Annotated in this window: 21 protein-coding genes; 11 read left to right on the forward strand and 10 right to left on the reverse strand. The window is 65.4% G+C overall.

Going from position 1 to position 21,924, the window contains the following annotated elements; translation table 11 throughout:
• Positions 1-49: 49 nt before the first annotated feature.
• The 3 genes from AB0876_RS28445 to AB0876_RS28455 are packed head-to-tail and all read left to right on the forward strand — an operon-like array spanning position 50 to position 2,503.
• Positions 50-1,078, forward strand: coding sequence for a putative nucleotidyltransferase substrate binding domain-containing protein (locus tag AB0876_RS28445; RefSeq protein ID WP_491838407.1), 1,029 nt, complete (start codon positions 50-52; stop codon positions 1,076-1,078).
• Entirely contained in the window at positions 1,072-1,878 is an 807-nt protein-coding gene (locus tag AB0876_RS28450; protein ID WP_526043532.1) for a Fic/DOC family protein, read from the forward strand. Before AB0876_RS28445 ends, AB0876_RS28450 begins: the two co-directional genes overlap by 7 nt.
• Positions 1,871-2,503 (forward strand): nucleotidyltransferase domain-containing protein, encoded by a 633-nt coding sequence (locus AB0876_RS28455; protein ID WP_491838405.1) that lies wholly within the window; start codon positions 1,871-1,873, stop codon positions 2,501-2,503. The genes AB0876_RS28450 and AB0876_RS28455 overlap by 8 nt, the downstream gene beginning before the upstream one ends.
• A 4-nt stretch (positions 2,504-2,507) precedes the next feature.
• Here the strand turns inward: AB0876_RS28455 and AB0876_RS28460 are convergent, their stop codons facing one another.
• On the reverse strand, positions 2,508-3,107 hold the full coding sequence (locus AB0876_RS28460) for a TetR/AcrR family transcriptional regulator (protein ID WP_491838404.1): 600 nt from the start codon (positions 3,105-3,107) through the stop codon (positions 2,508-2,510).
• Positions 3,108-3,196: 89 nt separating this feature from the next.
• Between AB0876_RS28460 and AB0876_RS28465 the strand changes: the two genes are divergently transcribed.
• Together AB0876_RS28465 and AB0876_RS28470 are read left to right on the forward strand one after the other, a co-directional pair.
• Entirely contained in the window at positions 3,197-3,751 is a 555-nt protein-coding gene (locus tag AB0876_RS28465) for a methyltransferase family protein (protein ID WP_526043533.1), read from the forward strand.
• On the forward strand, positions 3,748-5,217 hold the full coding sequence (locus tag AB0876_RS28470) for an FAD-dependent oxidoreductase (RefSeq protein ID WP_526043534.1): 1,470 nt from the start codon (positions 3,748-3,750) through the stop codon (positions 5,215-5,217). Before AB0876_RS28465 ends, AB0876_RS28470 begins: the two co-directional genes overlap by 4 nt.
• 46 nt (positions 5,218-5,263) lie before the next feature.
• Here the strand turns inward: AB0876_RS28470 and AB0876_RS28475 are convergent, their stop codons facing one another.
• The 4 genes from AB0876_RS28475 to AB0876_RS28490 all read right to left on the reverse strand — a co-directional run bounded on the left by AB0876_RS28475 (position 5,264) and on the right by AB0876_RS28490 (position 9,587).
• Positions 5,264-6,751: a dihydrolipoyl dehydrogenase family protein gene (locus tag AB0876_RS28475; RefSeq protein ID WP_526043535.1), complete on the reverse strand. Its 1,488-nt coding sequence runs from the start codon at positions 6,749-6,751 to the stop codon at positions 5,264-5,266.
• Between the two features lie 3 nt (positions 6,752-6,754).
• Positions 6,755-7,204 (reverse strand): VOC family protein, encoded by a 450-nt coding sequence (locus tag AB0876_RS28480; RefSeq protein WP_526043630.1) that lies wholly within the window; start codon positions 7,202-7,204, stop codon positions 6,755-6,757.
• A 2-nt stretch (positions 7,205-7,206) separates the two neighbouring features.
• The gene (locus AB0876_RS28485) at positions 7,207-8,082 is read right to left on the reverse strand and encodes a DUF427 domain-containing protein (protein ID WP_055112366.1); all 876 of its coding nucleotides are present in this window, start codon (positions 8,080-8,082) and stop codon (positions 7,207-7,209) included.
• A gap of 158 nt (positions 8,083-8,240) precedes the next feature.
• The gene (locus AB0876_RS28490; protein ID WP_526043536.1) at positions 8,241-9,587 is read right to left on the reverse strand and encodes a TetR/AcrR family transcriptional regulator; all 1,347 of its coding nucleotides are present in this window, start codon (positions 9,585-9,587) and stop codon (positions 8,241-8,243) included.
• A gap of 209 nt (positions 9,588-9,796) precedes the next feature.
• Between AB0876_RS28490 and AB0876_RS28495 the strand changes: the two genes are divergently transcribed.
• Positions 9,797-11,476: an MOSC domain-containing protein gene (locus tag AB0876_RS28495; protein WP_526043537.1), complete on the forward strand. Its 1,680-nt coding sequence runs from the start codon at positions 9,797-9,799 to the stop codon at positions 11,474-11,476.
• A gap of 39 nt (positions 11,477-11,515) precedes the next feature.
• Here the strand turns inward: AB0876_RS28495 and AB0876_RS28500 are convergent, their stop codons facing one another.
• Positions 11,516-12,115, reverse strand: coding sequence for a TMEM175 family protein (locus AB0876_RS28500; RefSeq protein ID WP_418007992.1), 600 nt, complete (start codon positions 12,113-12,115; stop codon positions 11,516-11,518).
• Positions 12,116-12,365: 250 nt separating this feature from the next.
• On the opposite strand from AB0876_RS28500, the gene AB0876_RS28505 reads away from it, so the two are divergent.
• From AB0876_RS28505 to AB0876_RS28515, 3 genes are all read left to right on the forward strand, one after another.
• Positions 12,366-12,878, forward strand: a complete 513-nt coding sequence (locus AB0876_RS28505) for a YkgB family protein (protein ID WP_055112362.1) — start codon at positions 12,366-12,368, stop codon at positions 12,876-12,878.
• Between the two features lie 218 nt (positions 12,879-13,096).
• Positions 13,097-14,257, forward strand: a complete 1,161-nt coding sequence (locus tag AB0876_RS28510) for an LLM class flavin-dependent oxidoreductase (RefSeq protein WP_526043538.1) — start codon at positions 13,097-13,099, stop codon at positions 14,255-14,257.
• 18 nt (positions 14,258-14,275) lie between these two features.
• Positions 14,276-15,652: an NtaA/DmoA family FMN-dependent monooxygenase gene (locus AB0876_RS28515; RefSeq protein WP_526043539.1), complete on the forward strand. Its 1,377-nt coding sequence runs from the start codon at positions 14,276-14,278 to the stop codon at positions 15,650-15,652.
• A 4-nt stretch (positions 15,653-15,656) separates the two neighbouring features.
• On the opposite strand, the gene AB0876_RS28520 is transcribed toward AB0876_RS28515, so the two are convergent.
• Positions 15,657-15,956 (reverse strand): hypothetical protein, encoded by a 300-nt coding sequence (locus AB0876_RS28520; RefSeq protein ID WP_055112357.1) that lies wholly within the window; start codon positions 15,954-15,956, stop codon positions 15,657-15,659.
• 5 nt (positions 15,957-15,961) lie between these two features.
• Positions 15,962-17,218, reverse strand: coding sequence for an IS110 family RNA-guided transposase (locus AB0876_RS28525; protein WP_526043540.1), 1,257 nt, complete (start codon positions 17,216-17,218; stop codon positions 15,962-15,964).
• A 258-nt stretch (positions 17,219-17,476) separates the two neighbouring features.
• Between AB0876_RS28525 and AB0876_RS28530 the strand changes: the two genes are divergently transcribed.
• The gene (locus tag AB0876_RS28530) at positions 17,477-18,736 is read left to right on the forward strand and encodes an HNH endonuclease signature motif containing protein (RefSeq protein ID WP_526043541.1); all 1,260 of its coding nucleotides are present in this window, start codon (positions 17,477-17,479) and stop codon (positions 18,734-18,736) included.
• A 23-nt stretch (positions 18,737-18,759) separates the two neighbouring features.
• On the opposite strand, the gene AB0876_RS28535 is transcribed toward AB0876_RS28530, so the two are convergent.
• Both AB0876_RS28535 and AB0876_RS28540 read right to left on the reverse strand, forming a co-directional pair.
• Positions 18,760-19,578 (reverse strand): alpha/beta fold hydrolase, encoded by an 819-nt coding sequence (locus tag AB0876_RS28535; protein ID WP_491838394.1) that lies wholly within the window; start codon positions 19,576-19,578, stop codon positions 18,760-18,762.
• 76 nt (positions 19,579-19,654) lie between these two features.
• Entirely contained in the window at positions 19,655-20,347 is a 693-nt protein-coding gene (locus tag AB0876_RS28540; RefSeq protein WP_064961168.1) for a potassium channel family protein, read from the reverse strand.
• Between the two features lie 79 nt (positions 20,348-20,426).
• On the opposite strand from AB0876_RS28540, the gene AB0876_RS28545 reads away from it, so the two are divergent.
• Positions 20,427-21,923, forward strand: a complete 1,497-nt coding sequence (locus tag AB0876_RS28545; RefSeq protein ID WP_491838393.1) for a potassium/proton antiporter — start codon at positions 20,427-20,429, stop codon at positions 21,921-21,923.
• The last annotated feature ends 1 nt before the right edge of the window (position 21,924 follow it).

Below are 21,924 nucleotides of genomic sequence, written 5' to 3' on the forward strand. Positions count from 1 at the left end.
TTGCGTTGCCGAAACCTCACTGAGCCGCTGTGCTGTCACAATCACCGACATGGCTGTGGCTGCGTTGGACGATGCCTGCCGGCGCATTGCGTCGGCGGACAACGAGCACGACCTGGTGACAGCCGGTGCCCAGGCCCGCGACGCGGTGCTCAAGGTGATCGAAGCGCGGGTCGGTGCGGCGTCGGTCGCCGCGGCGTGGTCGTCGGTCATCCGCGCGGCACTGTCCACCGCGGCGCGACTGGTCGCCCCCGGGCTCGACTGGTATGCCTCGGGCAGCGTCGGCCGCGGAGACGCACTACCCGGATCCGACCTGGAAACCCTCGTGGTCCGCGGCTCCGACGTCACGCCGGATTCCGCCCTGGCCCAGGCAGCGCACGTGCATGAACTGCTGGGTTGTTGCGGGTTCCGTGCCGACGACAACGGCGCGGTCGCCTCGCGGGTGCGGTTCAACCGCACCGCCCAGGACTGGGGTACAGGGATCGGCGGATGGGCCGCGGACCCGTCCGCCGACCGGGGTGTCGTGATGATCGGCCTGCTGGCCGACGCCGTCCCCGTCGGCCCAGCTGTCGGCGACAGCACCGACCTGCGCGAACAAGCGGGTATCGCGGTGCGGGCGCAGCCCACGGCGCTGGCGGCGATGCTGCAGGACGCCACCTTTGCCCGCGCCTACATCCCGTCCCGGTTGCGCACCCTGACGTCCGTCGACGTCCGGGTAGACATCAAACATGCCGCCGTCGACCCGGTGGTCCGGATCGCGCGCTGGGCCGCCCTCAGTTGCGGCTCGGACGCGCTGCTCACCGCCGATCGCATCGGCGCGGCCGCAGGTACCCGCTACCTCGATCCCGACGACGCCAGGGCACTGGCCAAATGTCACGCGATCGGGTCCAGCATCCGCTGGCGGGCGCGGGCCGCACGATGGGACCCCGCCGACTCCGACGACCGCATCGATGAACACGTCGAACTCTCGGATCTGTCACCCCAGGACCGCACCGCTCTGCGCAGCATCGGCCGCGAACTCACCGGCGTGCGACGCAAACTCGACTATCTGGCGTCGACGTCGACGTTCTCCGCATGGTGACTGAGCTCGGCGAGGCCGAGCGTCATGCGTTGGCCCAGACCGTCGCCGCCGAACGGCTCGAAGGCTGGCGGCCCACAGCCGAACAGATCGACTCCCTGACCGCGTTGCTCACCGGCGCAACGACGTACGGCGAGTACCTGGGACGGCATCTCCCCCATCCGCGTCCGCCTTCACGCCGGCGGGTGTTCGCGCGTCGCCGTCCATATTTCATTCCAGGAACATCGTTGCTGCGCAACAACTTCGGCGTGCACGACGCCGCTGTCCTGACGCAGCTGGAATTCGTGGCGACCGCAGGCCGGATCCTGCAGGTGCATCTTCGTTGCCAAGACTCAGATCTGGACGTGCGATCGTTGCACCGACAGGTGTTCGGCGACGTGTACGCCTGGGCCGGCGAGCCCCGAATCGTCGAACTCCGCAAGGGCGACAGCGCGTTCGGGCCGTGCTCACATATTCCGCGGGCACTGGCCGCGTTACAGGCCGAAATCGACCGGCTCGCCGGCGAGGGTGCCGACATCGACGACGGCACACTCTCCTACCGTCTGTCCCGGATCTATGCCGACTACAACCAGATTCATCCGTTCCGAGAAGGCAATGGACGCACCGGAACCCTGCTGCTGCATCTACTCGCCCGCCGGGCCGTACGCCGGCTCGTGCTCGATGGAATGTCCCGTTCGGAGTGGATCGACGCGTCCCGGGACTCGATGCCGTTCCGGCGCGACGGTCGCGCCGACCCTCGGCCGTTCGTGGCGGTGCTGCGCGGACGGCTGCAGCCGGCGAGGATAGTGGAAGCCGATGTCTGACGGTCTTCCCCCGCACGGCCGGGCGATCAGTGCCGACGAGGCCGACCGCCTTTGGGCCCCATGGACACCAACCGAGGTGACAAAGCGGTTGGCCGGCGTCGACGCACCGTGGTGTGTGGCCGCGGGCTGGGCGATCGACCTGTACCTCGGTGATCCACCGCGGCCACACGCCGACATCGAGATCGCCGTCCCCCGCCGCGACTTCTCGCAAATCGCCGATGCGCTAGCCGGATTCGAGTGGGACGTGGCCGGTGACGGCCGGCTGTGGTCGTTCAGCGACGTCGGCGATCATCCCGACCTGCACCAGACTTGGTGCCGCGACCCGGCCACCGGCCGATATCACCTCGATGTGTTCCGCGAACCCCACGACGGCGACCAGTGGGCGTGCCGGCGCGACCCGGCGATCACCCTGTCCTACGACGAACTCATCCGGGTTCGAGACGGGATACCGTACGTGATCCCCGAGGTCGCACTGCTCTTCAAAGCGCATCGCACGGCACCCAAGGATGAAGACGATTTCCGTCGCGTCGCACCGCGACTCGCAATCGACGCGCGGGCACGCCTCATCGGCTGGCTGGCCCGCATCTACCCGGACCACCCCTGGCTGAACCGGCTACGCGCCTGAGCGCCTAGGGATTCGGATCGGTCAGATACCGCTGCACCGTCGGCCCCATCCACGCGACCAGCTCATCGATACTCGCCGAGGCCATCGGTTCGATCTTGAGCTGATAGCGCGCGAACGCCAGACCAACCAGGTGCACGGTCACCAGCTCGACGCGCAACTCGGCATTGTCGACACCGAACTGATCCGCGATCTGCTGGGCCACCGGACCGGCAAGGGTGTCGTGTAAAAGCTTGCGCGCCAAGGGATGGATGTCCGCTGACCGGAACACCGTCAGCAAGAGATCGAACGACGCTCCCGCGTCCCACCGCTGAACGACATCGCGTACCAGCCGTGCGCCGATCTCACCGGGTCCGTCGTCGAGCAGATTCGCCAGTTGATGCAACGGATGCTGCGGGGTATCGAGCACCGAGGCATTGAACAAGCCTTCCTTGTTGCCGAAGTGGTAGTAGACCATCGCAACGTCCACGCCCGCCTCTGCGGCGATCCTGCGCACCGTCGCCTTCTCGTACCCGTCACGCATGAAGTGCTCGCGGGCCGCGTCGACGATCCGCTGCTTGTTCTGTTGGCCCGTGCGCCACCGGCCGCTGCGCCCGGTCTCCGACATGGCCCGAAGTTTAGTTCAACAACCGTTGACCTATGCGGAAGACGAGGCGTAGCGTTTTCTTCAACAGCAGTTGAAGAAAGGAGCTCGACATGGCACAACGGCGACTCTGGTGGCGGCACACCATCTCGGTGCTGATCGCCCCGGCGACGATGACGATCTTCATTCCGGCCTTGATCATCTGGCTCACCGGTGCACAAGCCCCTGACCTGGGCACCACGGCGGGCTGGCTGTGTGCCATCGCCGGCGGCGCGTTGATCGCGTTCGGGTTGTGGTTCCTGGTGTGGACGGTGATCCTGTTCGACCGCATCGGCAAGGGCGCCCTGGCCATCGGATCCCCGGTCAACCTGGTGGTCGAAGGCCCATACCGGCATGTCCGCAACCCGATGATGACGGCGGTGTTCTGTATCCAGCTCGGGACCGCGGTCGCCCTGGCCTCACCGTGGCTGTTCGGCTGGTTCGCCCTGTTCTGCACGCTGACCGTGATCGCGATTCCGGTCTTCGAGGAACCCCACCTCCGCAGACGGTTCGGTGCTCAGTACGACGACTTCCGGCGAAACGTTCCACGGTGGATTCCGCGCCCGACCGCGTGGGTTCCCGCGTACACCGGCCTGGACTCCACACCGGCGCACGGCCAGCCTCGATGACCGCAGAGGTAGTGATCGTCGGCGCCGGTCCGACCGGGCTCACGATGGCGATCGAACTGGCCCGGCGGGGCGTCGCAGTCCGCATCGTCGACGCTGCCGCCGCGCCGACGACCGAAACCCGCGCGCTCGGCGTCCAGCCGAGAACGCTCGAGCTGTTCGACAACTTGGGCCTGGCGGAAGCGGCCGTGGCCGGCGGTGTCCCGGTCACGGAGTTCAATGTCTTCAGTGAGGGAAAACGATTCCTGCACATCGACATCCACGATCTCGCCACGCCGCACCCCTATCTGCTGATGCTGCCGCAACCACAGGTGGAAGCACTGCTGACGGCCCGCCTGGCCGAGTACGGTGTCACGATCGAACACGGCGTCGAACTGACCGCCCTCAGCCAATCCCCCGGCCACGTCCGAGTCACTCTGCAGCACCGCACCGGCCTGGCCGAGCAGACCCACGCGCCGTGGGTCATCGGCTGCGACGGCGCCTACAGCACGGTGCGACACCAGATCCGAGTACCGTTCGTCGGCGCGGCATTCGAGGAGAACTTCGCCGTCGCCGACGTCCACATGGACTGGACCCTGCCGTACGACATCTTCTACTCGTTCCTCAACCGGGGCCGGTTCGTCGCCTACTTCCCGATGCCCGGCAACCAGCACCGGCTCACCATCGCGTACCGACCCGGCCAATCCCCCGTCGGCGACGTGACTTTCGAGGAGCTGCAGTCCGCAGTGGACCGGTGCGCGCCTGCCGGGGCCCGCGTCGCCGAGATCACCTATGCCGGCCGGTTTCGCATCAACCAACGCAAGGTGGCCAGGCATTCTGTCGGTCGGGTGTTCCTCGCCGGCGACGCCGCGCATGTGCATTCCGTGGTGGGCGGGCAGGGCATGAACACGGGTATCCAGGACGCGTTCAACCTCGGCTGGAAACTGGCTGCCGTGGTGCACGGACAGGCTGCGCCCGAGCTACTGGACAGTTACGCCGCCGAACGCTCCCCGGTGGCACACCGGCTGGTCAAGGGCACGCGAAGAGCAACCCGGATGACCCTGTTGCGCAACCCTGTTGCCACGTTCGGCCGCCGTCATCTGGCACCGCACGTCACCGCGCGGCCCGCCGTCCAGCGGGTCTTGGAGCGCGCACTGACCCAGCTCGACGTCTCGTACCGCGACGGAGCCGGCGGCACCAACGACACGCACCTGGCAGTCGGCGACCGCTTCCCGCGCATGGAGGTACTCGACTCAACCAGGTTCACGCTGCTGTACTCCGGTCCGAAGCCACGCGGACTCCACGCAGCCATCGGGGCTCATGCGGAGCTGATCGAAGTCCGGCACGACACCGCCACAGTGGGAGGCGCGGGCCTGACGCTGGTGCGTCCCGACGGCTACCTCGCACTGCTCGACGCCGATGTTCGCGAACTCCGTGACTATCTCGACGACACCTTCACCGCTCCCGCGGCCGGGGAGCACATCGCGTAGGCGGCATGACCCGATGCCGAAGGCCCCGACACCGTGGGCCGCGGCCTCAGTCTGACGGGTCGGAGTCGCGGTGCGCTTCCAGCAGCCGCAGCCACACCTCGCTGATGGTCGGGAAGCAGGGCACCGCATGCCAGAGCCGGTCGATGGGGACCTCGCCGGCGACCGCGATCGTGGCCGAGTGCAGCAATTCGACCACCCCGGGACCGACAAAGCTGGCCCCGACCAGGATTCCGCGTTCGAGGTCGACGACGAGCCGGGCCTGTCCGGTGTAGCCGTCCGCGTAGAAGTTCGCCCCGGGAACGGTTTGACCGATGTTGACATCGACGGCCTTCACACGGCTTCGCTGCTGGGCAGCCTGCGCGTAGGTCAGTCCCACCGAGCCGGCTTCGGGATCGGTGAAGAATGCCTGCGGCACCGCGAGGGTATCTGCCGTGGCGAGATGCGGACCCCAAGGTGATGTTTCGAGCGGAAGCCCTTGTGCGCGTGCGCCGATGACGTTGCCGACGATGCGCGCCTGATATTTACCCTGGTGGGTCAGCAACGCGCGATGGTTCGCATCGCCCAGTGCGTACAACCAGTCGCCTCCAACCTCACGGACAGTGCAGGTGTCGTCGACATCGAGCCATGATCCAGGCGACAGCCCGATCGTCTCCAGCCCGATATCGATCGTATTCGGCGCGCGCCCGGTGGCGAAGAGGATCTCGTCGACAACGAGACGGTCACCGTCACTCAGGATCACTTCCACCGGTTCGTCCGGCGACGGACGCCGCAGCTCGGTGACCGTCACCTCGGTGCGCACATCGACGCCGGAAGCCGAAAGGCCCTGACGGACATGGTCGCCGACGAAGGTCTCCATCTTGGGCAGGAGGCCAGGGGTGCGCACCAACAATGTGACTTCGGAACCGAGTCCCCGCCAGGCCGTCGCCATCTCTACTCCGACTCCCCCACCGCCGACCACCGCCAACCGTGGAGGAACGTCACTACTGTCGGTGGCTTTGCGGTTCGTCCAGGGGTGCGCGTCGGCCACGCCGGGTATGTCGGGTAGCGCCGCCGTGCTGCCGGTACACACCGCCACGGCCTCGCGGGCCGTCAACACTCGGGGCTCCCGGCCGGCCGAAGTCACTGTGACACGGCGTGGGCCGTCGAGACGTCCGTGGCCCCGAATCAGGTCGACACCCATGGCGGCGACCGTTTCGGCCTGGCCACCGTCATTCCACTCGGTCACGTACCGGTCCCGACGGCCGAACACGCCCTTCACGTCGATGGGGTCCGAAACTGCCTCGCGCGCACCGTCTATGCGCTGGGCGTCGGCGATCGCGAGTACCGGGCGCAAGAGCGCCTTGCTCGGAACGCAACCCCAGTAAGAACATTCACCGCCGACGAGTTCGCGCTCGATAACCGCAACGGTCAGGCCGGCGGCATGGGCCCGGGCGGCGACGTTCTGCCCGACCGGGCCGGCGCCCAGAACGATAACGTCGTAGATACCGGTGTCGGAGCCCTCGGCTGGTGTTGATTCGGAGTTCTGGATGGTCAATGGTCAATCCGTTCCGTGTGTAGTCGTTGGGTGGTGGTCACGTTCCTGTAGCACCCAGGAATTGCCGTCGGGATCAACGAAGTCCGCGAAGCTCGCGTAGTCCGATCGATTCGGCTCTACGCCGGGCAGAAACCCACCACGCCACCCGCCGTCGATGTCTTTGTGCCGGATACCGCCGACGGCAACGCCTCGCCCGGTGAGCTCGTCGCGGTAACTCTCGATATCAGACACCACCAGGTAGATGCCGCGCTGGCTGCCCGGCATCGCGTCGGTCAATCCGACTCCGAACTGGATTGAGGTGCCCGACCCGGGCGGCGTCAGTTGGATCACGCGAAATTCAGGCGTCGGTGCGTAGTCCACATCGAGTACGAATCCGAGCTGGTCCCGATAGAACCGCAACGACCGGTCCGGGTCGGACACCGGCACGGTGACGACTTCGAGCCTGGCTTGGATCGTCACCGTTCGTCTTCTGACCGGCCGAGAATCTCTGCGGGGTCCAACCCGCGGTCGACGCCGTGCGGCAGGACGTTCTGTCCGGGTTCCAGTTCCAGTTGCCGTCCGTCGAGGTGGACATCGACCTTGTCCGGCTCGAAAGAGATGAGGTTGCGCACTCTGGCAACCTCTGTCCAGGCCTGTGTATACGACCATGCAGCCCGGCGCCGGTCGCCGATGTCGTAGTAGCTGGCCAAACCTTTGTACGGGCAGAACGTCTGCCCCTCAACAGGTTTCAGGGCGGATTCGTCGATGTCCGCACGAGGCACGTACCAGCGGACCGCGAATCCCGATTCATACAGCGCCAGGGGGTGGCTCGTCTCGGCGATCACCCGGTCACCGTGACGCACGATCAGGTTCCGGGATGTCGAGCGGATGTCGATGCGGTGGTACGCATCTGCCGCGTGACCGACAACGCGTTCATCCTCTTCGAAGAACGCGTCCATCGCCCGCCAGGCGAATGCGAACCGATTCTCGAGTACACCGGCGTACGAAGGAAGAGAACTGAATCGCCAGGCGGCCCGTTTGACCGTGCGCTCTACTGACCGGGCACTGAACCATTGCACCGGCCCCAGCTCGGGGTGCTCGGTGACAACCCCTTCAGCATCAAGAACCTCTGGACTTAGGTCGTCAGCAGGAAAATAAGCGACCGGATAGCGCCCCGGCTCATGCAGCAGGACGACGTTCTGACTGTCGGCAATCCACTTGTCGCCCAACTTCACCCGCATTCGACGCCGTAGTGGCTCAGCGAACAGCAGTCGTTCCGGCAACGGTTGCGGAGTCAGAAACTGGCCGACGGACCCGGAGGCCAGTGGACCCTGTTGCCAAGCCAGTCCCATGGAATTTTCCCCGCTCTTCAAGTAACCGTCCGCATCGACCGATCGCAGTACGCAGACACCACAAGTTCGATCATTGGGTCTAGTAACCCAATATTCTGGGTCACATCACCCACTTTTGTCCAGAGGTATCCCCCATCCGGCCAAAACGCCGGGTCCGATCAGGACTTGGCGCTGCGCCGCGAGATCGCTCGCCTTGAACGCTTCTCAGGGGTCACCGCAAAGGACTCGACATAGTCGACCGCCGCTCCGACCACCGCACAGAATGGCTCCGGGTGACCTGTGGCGAAAGCCAGCATGGTGCCGCCCTGATGCGCAGCGACGAGCGCCACCGCCAGGTGATGCGGATCGGCCTGCTCCACGAGTTCACCCTTGCTACGCATGGCACTCAGCCCCGAGTAGAAAAGGCCGATCCACTTTTCGTAGCCGGCTGCCAGGTCATCGAGGACTTCGGTGTCTTCGAGAAGCTCGCCGGTCAATGAGCCGTAGATGCATCCACCGCGGAGGTAGACCGTCTCGAGTTGGCGCTCACAAGCTTTGGCCCAGGCACGAATCGCTGCGATGCTGCCGAGCTGCGAGAACTCCGGCCGCCGGTGAAACTCAAGGACGTCGTCTGCCCGTGCCGCGATCACCTGCCGGGTCAGATCCCGCTTGCCAGCGAAGTAGTGGGCGATCTGCGATCCGCTCACGCCGACGGCCCGGCGCACATCATCGAGACTGGTGCCGCCGACACCGTCACGGAACATCAGTTCAGCGGCACCGTCGATGATGCGAGCCCTGGTCGCCAGGCCTTTACGCGTGAATCGCTGCGACGCGTCATCAACCACAACCGTCGGCTTGCGCCGGTCGCGTCGCCGACGCGGAGGACGTGCGACCCGCTCGGCGGGATCAGCGGCAAACAGGCGCAGGTAATTGACCACAAACCTGAGCGTGTCACTCAGCGGCCACTCCTGGCGGTAGGCGAATGTGAGTGTGCCCGCACCCTGATGGCCGGCGACGACAACCATCGCCAGCGCCTTGGGGTCCGCCGATGTCACCAGCACCCCGCGATCCAGCATGCGCTGAAACGACTGCTCCAGCTGGGAGATCCATTGTTCATACCCGGCGGCCAGCGCCTGCCGAGTTTGCTCGTCGGACTTCATCAGCTGACCCGCCAGCGCGTGGTAGGTCGGCGTTCCGGTGTAGCCGATCTTGCGCAGGTAGCGCATGTTGAGGTCGAGCCAGCGCTCGAAGTCGTCGAAGGTGTCCAGCCCACCGAGCATCGGCTGGCGGTGGAAACCGAGCACGACCTCCATCTGCCGTTCCATCACCGCCCGGATCAACGCCTGCTTGTCGGCGTAGTAGTGACTGAGTTGCGAACCGCTGACCGCGGCGGCTTGCCGAACCTTGTCGAGGCTCAATCCGGACAGACCATCATCGAGGATGACCCGCGCCGCGGACTGCAGGATGCGTTCGCGGGTGGCACGGCCCTTGGCCGTAAATCCTGTGGAAGGGCCTGCGGTGTACATTTGCCGACCAGTCTACCGCCCTCCCACATTATGAGATTCATGATTAAGGCGGCACGCCGAAGCGCCGCCGCGAGCCCGCTGATCAACCAGCAATTGACGCCGCCCTCCCGCGGTGCAATATTGGGGTCAGAAACCCAAAATTGCCGACCGTCTGTCGTGGCCCTCTGGCGACTCGCCGAGCGCGCAGCACGTCATCGGGAAGGAGCGGCATGCCACGGCTGCTTTCTGTGAATGTCGGAATGCCCAAAGATATTTCGTGGCAGGGCAAGACGATCCATACCGCGATCTACAAAGAGCCCGTCGAGGGACCCGTTCAGGTCCGCCGCCTAAATGTCGACGGCGATGGACAGGGCGATCTCAACGGTCACGGCGGCGAGAACCGGGCGGTCATGGTTTATCAGGCCGAGTCGTATGACTACTGGCGGCGCGAGTTGGGGCGCGATGACCTGTCACCCGGGCACTTCGGCGAAAACTTCACCGTATCCGGACTGCCGGACGACACCGTGTGTATCGGAGATCGATATCGGATCGGCGATGCCGAATTCGAGGTGACTCAACCTCGCGTCACCTGTTTCAGAGTGGGTATGCGCCTCGGAATAGCGGACATGCCGCGACTTCTGGTCGCCCATCACCGCCCGGGGTTCTACTTCCGGGTCGTCACCGAAGGACGGGTCTGCGCCGGCGATCAGATCGTCCAAACCCATCAGGGCCGACACCGATTGTCGGTCGCGGCGGTCGACGCAATGCTCTACCTTCCAGATCCCGACAAACACGGCATGCGCCTGGCCGCCGAAATCCCTGCATTGAGCCCTGGATGGGCGCAGTCGTTCCATGAGCTGCTGTCGGCGGATCCCCCCGCCGAACCCCAACCGGCTTGGCGAGGTTTTCGTCCGATGCGCATCGGCGCCATCCGCCGCGAGACCAGCGACGTGGCGTCATTCGAGTTGCGAGCGGACGGCCTCCTCCCTGCTCCGCTGCCGGGCCAGTATGTGACTATCCGCATCGCTGCACCCGGGCAGCCCCCGGCCCTACGCAGCTATTCGCTATCGGGAGCCCCAACGGGTGACAGGTACCGAATCAGCGTGAAGCGAGAGCCTCACGGCTTGGTCAGCCAATGGTTCCATCACACGGCCACCGTCGGCACCTCTGTGGACGTCGGGGCCCCGCACGGGGATTTCCGGCTTGTCGATGCCCCGGGCCCGCTCATCCTGATGTCGGCCGGCATAGGTGTCACGCCAGTGCTGGCGATGCTGCATCACCTGGCGGCCACGTCCAGTTCCCGACGGGTCATCTGGGTTCACACCACGCATGACGAGTCCTCGCACGCGTTCCGCGACGAGATCGCCACGTTGTTGACGGCACTGCCGAATGCCGAATGGCATGACTTTTACAGTTCGGCGGCGGGCGGACGGCTCGACGACGTGCAGATCGCCGCGCTCGCGTTGCCGGTTGACGCCACCGCATTCCTCTGCGGACCGTCGGCTTTCATGGAAGACATGGCCGCTGCGCTGACCGCTGCCGGAATCACGCGCATCCACTCGGAATTGTTCGGTGCCCGGCAGGCGGTCAATCCAGGATCCCTGCCGACAGCGCAGGTACGTCGTCCGCACCCCCCAGTCGGCGAACCCGGAACCGGCGCTGCAGTGACATTCGCCCGTGCAGGACTGACCGTGCCCTGGTCGCCGCGATACCGCACCGTGTTGGTACTGGCCGAGGCCTGCGACGTCCCCACGCAGTACTCCTGCCGGAGCGGCGTATGCCATCTTTGTGCGACCGAGGTGGTCACCGGCAGCTTCGATTACGTGACCGACCCCCTTGACCCGCCTGCCCCCGGATCGGCCCTCATCTGTTGCGCTGCGCCCAGCGGTGAACTGGTACTGGACCTCTGATGCCCGCCGGTGGATAACCAGCGATCCGAAAGGGCGCTCTCACACTCGGTCGAGCACCTGCCGCTCCTCCTCCTGCACGGGGTCGGGACGCAGATACAGCACCAGGCAGGCACAGATGAGGATCATCGCCGTTAACGGAAACCAGATCGCCACGACAGCGGAAGCGCCGAACACCCCGATCGTGACGACCGAACGCATGCGGAGTAGGCGGCGCAGTCTGGTGGAGGCTGCCTCGTGCGAGGGTTGGTCAACCGCCTCCCAGCACAACCCCACGTATGTCACGTTGACGACAACAAAAATCAATGCGTAGAGAACGACCGGCGCCGACGCCAATCGAGTATCCGCGATCCACTCTGTGGCGAACGGGATCAACGACACCGCGAACAGGTGCAGGAAATTGGACCAGACCAACCGAGGCGTCGTTGACTGCGCATAGCTCAACAGATGGTGATGGTTCATCCACACAATCGCGATGAAAAGGTAACTCACTGCATAGCTGAGCGCTGTGGGCCACAACGGCAGCAGCGCTCCAAATGTGTCAGCGGGCGGGGGTTTCAACTCCAAAACCAGAATGGTGATGAGCACCGCGAACACGGCGTCGGAGAACAGTGCCACCCGCTCCGGGCGCGATCGCTGCACAGTCAATGAAGCACCTCCGCTCGCGTGGGGCGTGTGATGCCCGAATCATAACCCGATTGGGTCATCGACCCCAATACTTTCCGCATCCCGCGTCTTACACGCCGCGACCTAGGCGCATTCCCCCACATCGATGGCTCACAAGCCAGCTACGCCAGCCGCACCGAAGCATCGTATTGGGTTGCATAACCCATTTTCTGGGTTACATTGATCTACACCACCCCCGTGCACGGCCAACTCACAAGGAATCACCATGACGACATCTGCAAACCGGACGAAACTACTTGACACAGTCAATATTTCGACGATCGATGCAATCGCGGCCATCGTTGGCCGTTACGGCCTCGTAGTGGTCATCGGGTGGATCGGCGCCCTCAAGTTCGCGGACTTCGAGGCTCAACAGATTCAGCCGCTGGTTGCCCACAGCCCGTTCATGGGTTGGCTGTACAACTTTCTTCCGGTCTACCCGTTCTCCGCGCTGCTCGGCGTATTCGAGCTGACCGCGGCCGTGCTCATCGCGATCAAGCCGATCGCCCCGAAGCTGTCGATAGCCGGCAGCCTGTTGGCGATACTGCTGTTCCTCGCCACCGTCAGCTTTCTGTTCACCACTCCCGGTGTCACCGAACCCAAGGGCGGCGGGTTTCCCGCGTTGTCACTGACTGGCGAGTTCCTCTTGAAGGACATTCCACTACTCGGGCTTTCCTTCTGGACGCTGTCCGACTCCATCAAATCCGCACGTCAGCGGTCAACCCCTGCTGAGCAGTAGCTTGTTGCGCCCGAACGGCCGGGCCGATCCATCCTCGGCCCGGTCGTTCGCCGCCCGAGGTCCGTCGACAGCGGCCAATCGCACTTTCGCATCACCCTGCGTCGATCTCTTCAGGCAGGTCAGACTGGGTTGGACACTCGCGACGGCTCCCGCCCGGGATTACCCGGGTGTGAGCTCGCGTTGTCGCCAGAGACCGCGACTGAAAGTGAGAACCGTCGATGGGCACCCCACTGCACCTCGCCGTCGCACTCGATGGCACCGGCTGGCACCCGGCTTCCTGGCGCGAGCCGCTGGCCCGCCCTGCCGAAACACTCACCCCGCGGTACTGGACCGACCTGGTCAGCCAGGCCGAACGCGGCCTGCTCGATTTCGTCACCATCGAGGACGGGCTCACCCTGCAGTCCGACCATCCCTTCCGCCGCGATGACCGCACCGACCGGGTGCGCGGGCGCCTCGACGCCGTCCTGATCGCGTCCCGCGTCGCACCCCGTACCCGCCACATCGGCCTGGTGCCCACCGTCATCACCAGCTATACCGAGCCGTTCCACGCATCCAAGGCGATCGCCACCCTCGACTACGTCAGTACCGGCCGCGCCGGGGTGCGGGTCCAGGTGGCCTCCCGTCGGGATGCCGCAGCCCATTTCGGCCGACGCCGCCTGCCCGACGAACGTGCGGTACTGAGCGCAGAGTTGTTCGACGAGGCGGGCGACTACGTGGAGGTGTTGCGCCGGCTGTGGGACAGCTGGGAGGACGACGCCGAGATCCGCGACGTGGCCACCGGCCGATTCATCGATCGGAACAAGCTGCACTACATCGATTTCCAGGGCGCCTCGTTCTCCGTCAAGGGCCCCTCGATCACCCCGCGGCCGCCGCAGGGGCAGCCCATCGTCGCCGCTCTTGGCCACGTCGACCCCGCTTACCGGCTGATCGCCGGCAGCACCGACGTCGGTTTTGTCACCCCCCACAGCGTCGATGAGGTCACCGCCCTGGTTGACGCCATCGCCGCACCGCGAGCTTCCGATGCCGCTGCGGTGCGGGTGTTCGCCGACCTGGTGGTTTTTCTTGACGACACGCTCGACGCGGCACGCGCGCGACACGAACGCCTCGACGAGCTCGCAGGAGCCGAATACCGCAGCGATGCCGAGATTTTCGTCGGTACGCCCGCGCAGCTGGCCGATCTGCTGGATGCCTGGCATACCGCCGGAGCCACCGGCTTCCGGCTGCGTCCGGCCGCACTCCCGCACGACCTGCAGCAGATCACCGATGTGCTGGTCCCCGAGCTGCAGCGCCGCGGCCTGTTCCGCCAGTCTTACGAGGCATCCACCCTTCGCGGTCTGCTGGGTCTACCCCGCCCGGCCAACCGCTACACGACCGTCTGACATCGACAGGACACGCGCATGAGCAAGCCCGTCAAGCAGATTCACCTGGCCGCGCACTTCCCCGGGGTCAACAACACCACGGTCTGGAGTGACCCCGCATCCGGCAGTCATATCGAGTTCGATTCGTTCGTGAAGTTCGCGCAGACCGCCGAGCGCGGCAAGTTCGACTTCATGTTCCTGGCCGAGGGGCTGCGGCTTCGCGAACAGGGCGGCCAGATCTACGACCTCGACGTGGTGGGACGCCCCGATACCTTCACGGTGCTGGCCGCGCTGGCCGCGGTAACCGACCGGCTCGGCCTGACCGGCACGATCAACTCGACCTTCAACGAACCCTATGAGGTGGCAAGGCAATTCGCTTCGCTGGACCACCTCTCCGAAGGCCGGGCCGCGTGGAACGTCGTCACCTCGTGGGACGCCTTCACCGGAGAGAACTTCCGTCGCGGCGGCTTCCTGCCCGAGAACCAGCGCTACGAGCGAGCCGAGAGTTTCCTGGCCGCCGCCCACACCCTGTTCGACTCGTGGCGGGGCGACGAGATCGTCGCCGACAAGGACGGCGGTATCTTCCTGTCCGATGCCACCGCCGGCGAGTTCGCTTACCACAACGATCATTTCGACATCAGCGGTCGGTTCAACGTCCCGCGAAGCCCACAGGGACGCCCGGTGATCTTCCAGGCCGGGGACTCCGACCACGGACGCGAGTTCGCCGCCGCGGCCGCCGACGCCATCTTCTCGCGGTACGGGACGCTGGAAGACGGCCAGAAGTTCTATGCCGACGTCAAGGGTCGCCTGGCCAAATACGGCCGTCACCACGACCAGTTGCTGATCCTGCCCGCGGCCACCTTCGTGCTCGGCGACACCGACCTCGAAGCTGCTGAGTTGGCCCACGAGGTCCGTCTGGCCCAGGTATCCCCCGCCACCGCGATCAAGTTCCTCGAACAGCTGTGGAACCGCGACCTTTCCGATCATGACCCCGACGGGTCGCTACCCACCGTCGACCCGCTGGTCGGTGAGAACACCATCGCCAAGGGCCGCGCCAGTGTGCGTATCCACCGCGACCCGATCGCGGTCGCCAACGAGTGGCGCGCCAAGGCCGAAGCCGAGAACCTGACGACCCGCGAGCTCATCATCGAGGTCACCGGACGACAGAACTTCGTCGGCTCAGCGACCACCATTGCCGAATCCATCAACCATCTCGTGCAGTCGGATGCCAGCGACGGCTTCATCCTGGTCCCCCACGTCACGCCCGGCGGGCTCGACCCGTTCGTCGACCGCGTCGTGCCGCTACTGCAGGAGCGTGGTGTGTTCCGCACCGAATACGAGGGGACGACGCTGCGAGAACACCTCGGACTGGAGCTACCCCAGCCACGTCAGGATCGCACAGCCGCAACAGGATAGAGGCCTACTCGGGGGCGTCGGGCTCGGCGCGGCTCTTGTACTCCCAGCTCGCCCCCGCGGTCAGCGTGCCGGGTTCGAGCTCGGTACGTCCGGCGTCGCGGACATGCACCGTCTGCGCGAGGATCTCGTCGGGCTTGCCGCCGATCACGATGACCGGGTGCTCGTATTCGATGCCGTAGAGCTTGAGCGCGGCGTGCACGGCGTGTGCCGCGGCCTTGCCCCGCGACATCTTCGCGTTCGAGTTGACTCTGATCACCAGCCGGCGTTCCGGCGCTTCGGTTTCCTCGGCGTCTTCGGCATCCATGGCCATCAGCCTACGGCCGCCATGTTGCACGACCCGAACTTGATGCTCCTATTGATGTCAAGCGATTTGGAGCCAGTGTCTGTAGGTCTCGGCGAAGCTGTCGTCGCGCTGTAGGCCGCGTTCGATACGAGAGATGACGGTGGGCCAACCCCGAAGTGGTTGGCAGCGGCGGTGACGGTGATGTTTTTGGCTTGCCGTGCTGGGCGCAGGTCTGCGTAGTCGGGTACGGCGATCTGGCGGGTCAGCAGTTTGAAGATTTCTCGCGCTATGGCCCGCTTGAGTTTGCGCAGGACCTCCATCCGGCTCTTGCTGTCGCCGTTGTTCAGTTGACGCTGGGCATAGTCCTTGGTCGGCTGATGGTGGGACAGTCGCACCAACGCGACGCGATGCAATGCGTTGTTGGCGGCGCGGTCCCCGCCGCGGGAGAGTCGATGTCGGTTGGTCTTACCCGACGACGCAGGCACCGGCGCCACTCCACACAGCGCAGCGAACGCCGCCTCACTGTGCAGTCGGTGCGGGTTGGCCCCGGCGGTGATGAGAAGTTGGGCTGCGGTGTCCGCGCCGACGCCGTAGGCCGCGCGCAGCCCGGGATTCGCCTCTGTCACCAAGGCGTCGATCTGCGCTTCGAGTGCCTCGGCTTGGGTTTCGAGGAACTGCACCCGCTGGGCAAGCAACTTGGCCGCAACGAGCAGCGACTGCGCCCACGGTTCGACCTGTGCGTCAGGGCGGCACCGGGCGAGTGCCTCGATCAACTTCAATGCCGTTAAACCACGGTACTTTTCACGCACCACATCCGGCACCGAGACCAACATGGCCTTGAGCTGATTGATGACTGCGGTACGGTGTCTGACCGCCGAACGACGAGCAATATGCAAAGCCCGCAGCCCCGCGGTGGCATCGTCTTTGGGGATGGCCAGCCCATCGCCGGCCAACGCGGTACGGGCAGCACTGTAGGCGTCCAGCGGGTCGGACTTCCCTTTGAGCCGGCGGGTGGACTTGACCGCCCGGGTGACTTCTACGACCTCGATACCGGCAGCGGTCAGTACCCGGGTGAACCCGGCCCCGTAGCTGGCGGTGCCCTCGACGCCGATCCGCTCCACCTGTCCCAACGAGGTCAGGAATCGGATGGCCGCGGCATAACCGGTGCGCGTGGTCGGGAACTCGCGGTCACCGATCACCGCACCAGTCATCGAGATCGCGGCGACGTGCATGGTATCGGCGTCAGTATCCACACCGGCGACGACGAGCACAGATTCTGTCAAGATGATGGTGTCCCTTCTGACCAGCGTTAGGTGGGGCACACACCGGCCAGGGCGGGCAGACAAGACATTGATGAGGAACGGCCAGGCTCCTGATTAGGTCATGTCCGTCCTGTCCGGCGTGAACAAGACGCGCACCACACAGGCCGGACAAATCAAGCTAAAGACAACCCAGCAGGGCGTCAGTCAGACCCAGAGTCACGACCTGCGCGGTAACGCTCTTCCATCATCAATGTCGGACCCCTCTGCTTTGATGGTGTCATGTCTTCGGGCGCAGCTTCTTTCACTGGTGGGGTGAGCCCAGTGCAGCGGCTGGAGATGTTGTTCGACGAGGTCGCCGAGCTGACCGGCCAACGCAACGCGATCGACGCACGCATCGTGGAGATCGTCGCCGAGATGAATCGCGACGAGCTGTGCGGCGCCACCGGCGCCCGCTCGATTGAGGCGTTGGTGGCCTGGAAAACCGGAATCACTCCACGCAACGCCGACACCGTCGTGGCCGTCGCGCGCCGACTCGAAGAATTCCCCCGCTGCGCGCAAGGAATGCGTGAAGGCCGGCTGTCGCTGGATCAGGTCGGGGTCATCGCAGAGAAGGCCGCCGACGGCTCCGATGAGCACTACGCCGAGTTGGCCGCCGTCGCCACCGTCCGCCAGTTGCGTACCGCGGTCAAGCTGGAACCACGCCCCGAACCCGAGACCCGGCCCGAACCCGAGCGTTCGATCACCAAGATCGTCGAGGACGAGTACACCACCTGGCGGATCCGGTTGCCGTGGTTGGAAGCGGCGAAATTCGACACCGCCCTGCAGTCGCATCACGATGCGGTGATCGCCGACTGGAAACACGATCACGACATCGACGGTGAAGCCGAGCAGGCGCCGCCGTTCCCTGGCCTGGTGGACGCGTTCATGAGCCTGGTGGAGGCCAGCTGGGACGTCGAGGCGGCACGCCGCCCGCACGGGCAGCACACCACCGTGGCCGTGCATGTCAACCTCGACAAAGACGGCGACAAACCAGTTGCTGCACTGCATCTGGGGCCGCTGCTGACCGGGGATGACCGGCGCTACCTGCTCTGCGACGCCACCTGTGAGGCCTGGTTCGAGCGCCAGGGGCAGGTGATCGGCACGGGCCGCACCACCCGGACCATCAGCCGCCGCCTCCGCCGCGCCCTCGAGCACCGCGACCGGTGCTGTGTCGTCCCGGGCTGCGGATCCACCCGTGGATTGCACGCCCATCACATCGTGCATTGGGAAGACGGCGGACCCACCGAACTCCACAACCTCGTGCTGGTGTGTCCATTTCACCACCGGCTACACCACCGAGGCGGCATCACGATCACCGGCCCCGCCGACCGACTCGTGGTCACCGACAGCACCGGCAAACGGTTGCTGGACAGGTCGCTGGCCCGTCCACCCACCACGCCCCTACCCGATGTCCCGCCGTGCCCCGGACCTACCGGTGAGCGCGCGGACTGGTGGTGGTACACCCCGTTCCAACCCAAACCACCGCCTAAAGTCGCTTAGCCCGGCGGGCAGCACGGATGTACTCAGCCCTGGCGGGCAAACACGCTCTGCCGAATGTGCGCAGCAAGCATTTCCGGTGCACTGACCTGTGGGAAGTGTTTGCACATCAGCGGACTGATTGGACACCCCGCCTTGACCGCGAGCACCACGTTGTCGAGAAACGTGACGGCCGGAGTGAGGCCCCCAATGGTCCACGTGATCGGCTTGCCGACGAGGTCCTCCGGTGAGTGCGATGGCAATAATCCCGGCGCCAGGTATCGCCGGACCCACGTCACGTAGTTCTGCGCCAGCCGCGCGTGATACTCATCGCCCAGCGCTTCCCATGCCGCGACGTCGTCGTTCATCATGTTGGCGAACAGGAACTGACAGCGCTCGACGACGGCGGCATCGTCAAGTGTCAAAAGATCCGCCAAAAGTGCGGCTGCCCCGGCCATTGCCACTTCATGGACCACGACGTTCCTGACGAGGTCACCGTGGCCGACCACCAAGTCGAGCACTGCAACGCCGCCGGAGCTGCAGCCGAAAAAGGTAGCGGGATGAGTCCCCAAAGAGTTGACGAGACAAGCGATCTGGTCACCAAGTTTCGATACCGACACATCGTCGGCAGTCTGGACGCGACTCCGCGAGAATCCCGGCATGTCGAACGTGAGCACGGTGAACTCGTTGGCGAGTTGGGCCGCCACCCGGTCGAACGACGCGCAGTCACCTTCACCGGAAGGCACCAGCACGACCGGTGGCCCGTCGCCGCGCATCTCGCAGTACCAGTCAATGCCATCGACCTTTTGCTGGAAACACCGCACTGTCATCACACTCACCCCGCTTGACCACAGGGAACCGGTCATTTGAGTCATACCACTCGCGCCCGCAATTGGTGCAAAAGTTCGCTGATTCAATGCCGCGCAGCGAAACCACCACGCGTCACGGCTCGTCGGAAACCACTTCCCGCAGGAACTCCCCGCCGTGGATCGCGGCCAGCAGTGAGTTCTCCGAGGTGCGGTTGGCGGTGAAGAGCAGCTCGTCGCCGGCTTCGAACACATCGTCGAGCTTGGGCAACCGGACCTTGTTTCCGCGGACGATGGTGACCAGCGCGGTATCCACGGGCAGGTCCAACCGGTCCACCCGTTGACCGACCACCGGGTTGTCTTCCGGCAGCGTGAGTTTGGTCAGCTCGACGCGGCCGCCGCGCAACGTCATCAGCCTCACGAGATGCCCGACGTCGATGGCACCCTCGATGCCGGCGACCAACGATCCCGGCGTCGACACCGCGACATCGATGCCCCAGTCCTGACCGAACAGCCACTGGTTGCGGATGTCATTGATCCGGGCCACCACCCGCGGCACCCCGAACTCGGACTTGGCCAGCAACCCCACCACGAGATTGGACTTGTCGTCACCGGTCGCAGCGATCAGCACGTCGGCGGTTTCGATCCCGGCACCCTCCATGGCCGAGAGCTCGCACGCATCGGCCAACAACCAATCCGCGCCCGGCACCGTGTGCGGTTCGTAGCGCCGGTACAGCTGCTCGATCAGCAGGACCTTGTGGCCGTTGTCGAGCAATTCACGGGCCACGGAACGGCCCACATTGCCCGCGCCGGCAACCACGACTCGCATCTTCCGTTCGCCCACTCGGCCATTTTCCCCTATCGGCACCGCGCACTCGCGGCCCTTCTGCCTGATTAACTAATTCCCGATGAGCCTGAACCAGCTGTACCTGACCTTGCTGACCGGCGGCATCGTGCTGTTGGCGAGCATCATCGGCACGCGCGTGGCGACCCGCATCGGCTTCCCCAGCCTGCTGTTTTTCCTGGCAGTCGGCATGGTGCTGGGCGTCGACGGGATCGGGCTCGACTTCCACAACGTCGAGCTGGCCCGCAACGTGTGCACCACGGCGTTGGCGATCGTGCTCGTCGAAGGCGGCTTGACCACCCGGTTCTCCGATATCCGAGGGGTACTGGCGCCCGCGGGCGTGCTGGCCACCCTCGGCGTGCTGATCAGCACCGCCATCACCGCCGTCGGCGCGCACCTGCTGCTGGGCGTGGACTGGCAACTCGCGCTGCTGCTCGGGGCGATCGTGTCCTCCACGGATGCGGCCGCGGTGTTCTCGGTGTTGCGGATCCTGCCGTTGCCCCGACGCCTGGCCGGTCTCCTGGAAGCAGAGTCCGGCTTCAACGATGCGCCCGCAGTCATCCTGGTGCTGACGTTCAGCGTGGTGCCGTTCGTGTTCCACCCCGAGGGCGCCATCACCGACCTGCTCTACGAACTGGTCACCGGCTCTCTGCTCGGCTTGGGTGTGGGGTTCGCCGGGGCGTTCGCCTTGCGCCGCATCGCACTGCCGGCCTCGGGGCTCTACCCGATCGCCACCTTCGGGTTGGGCTTCATCGCATTCGCCGCCGCAGGCAGCGCCCATGCGAGCGGCTTCATCGCCGCCTACCTGTCCGCAGTGGTGCTGGCCAACTCCGGCCTGCCACACAAGTCGGCCACCCGATCGTTCGCCGAGGGAGTCGGCTGGCTGGCCCAGATCGGACTGTTCGTCCTCCTCGGGTTGCTGGTGAACCCGCACGATCTGGCCGGCGACATCATCCCCGCGATCGTCATCGGGCTGGTGCTGTTGCTCATCGCGCGGCCGGTGTCGGTGATCCTGTCACTGGCCGGATTCCGTATCCCGTTGCGCGAACAGCTCTTCCTGTCCTGGGCGGGCTTACGCGGTGCGGTGCCGATCGTGCTGGCCACGTTTCCGATCGTCGCGGGCGTGCCCGACAGCTACCGACTGCTCAACATCGTGTTCGTGCTCGTGGTGATCTTCACCCTGATACAGGCGCCCAGCATCCGATTCGTGGCCAACGCGCTCGGGCTGATCACCCGCGACGTCACCCGCGAGATCCAAGTCGAAGCCGCACCGCTGGACGTGCTCGACGCCGAGCTGTTGACCATGACAGTGCAGCCCCATTCCCGGCTGCACAACGTCACCATCCTGGAACTGCGGCTGCCCGACCCGGCAGTCATCACGCTGATCATCCGCGACGGCCGTACCTTCGTTCCGCTGCCGGACACCCGCATCGCCGTCGGCGACGAACTGCTCATCGTCACCACGAGCAAGACACGGACGGCCGCCGAGGCCCGGCTGCGTGCAGTGAGCCGGCGCGGCAAGCTCGCCTACTGGTTCGACGAATACGGGCTTGAGGACTGAC

It is taken from the genome of Mycobacterium sp. NPDC049093, assembly GCF_040704635.1.
GTDB lineage: Bacteria > Actinomycetota > Actinomycetes > Mycobacteriales > Mycobacteriaceae > Mycobacterium.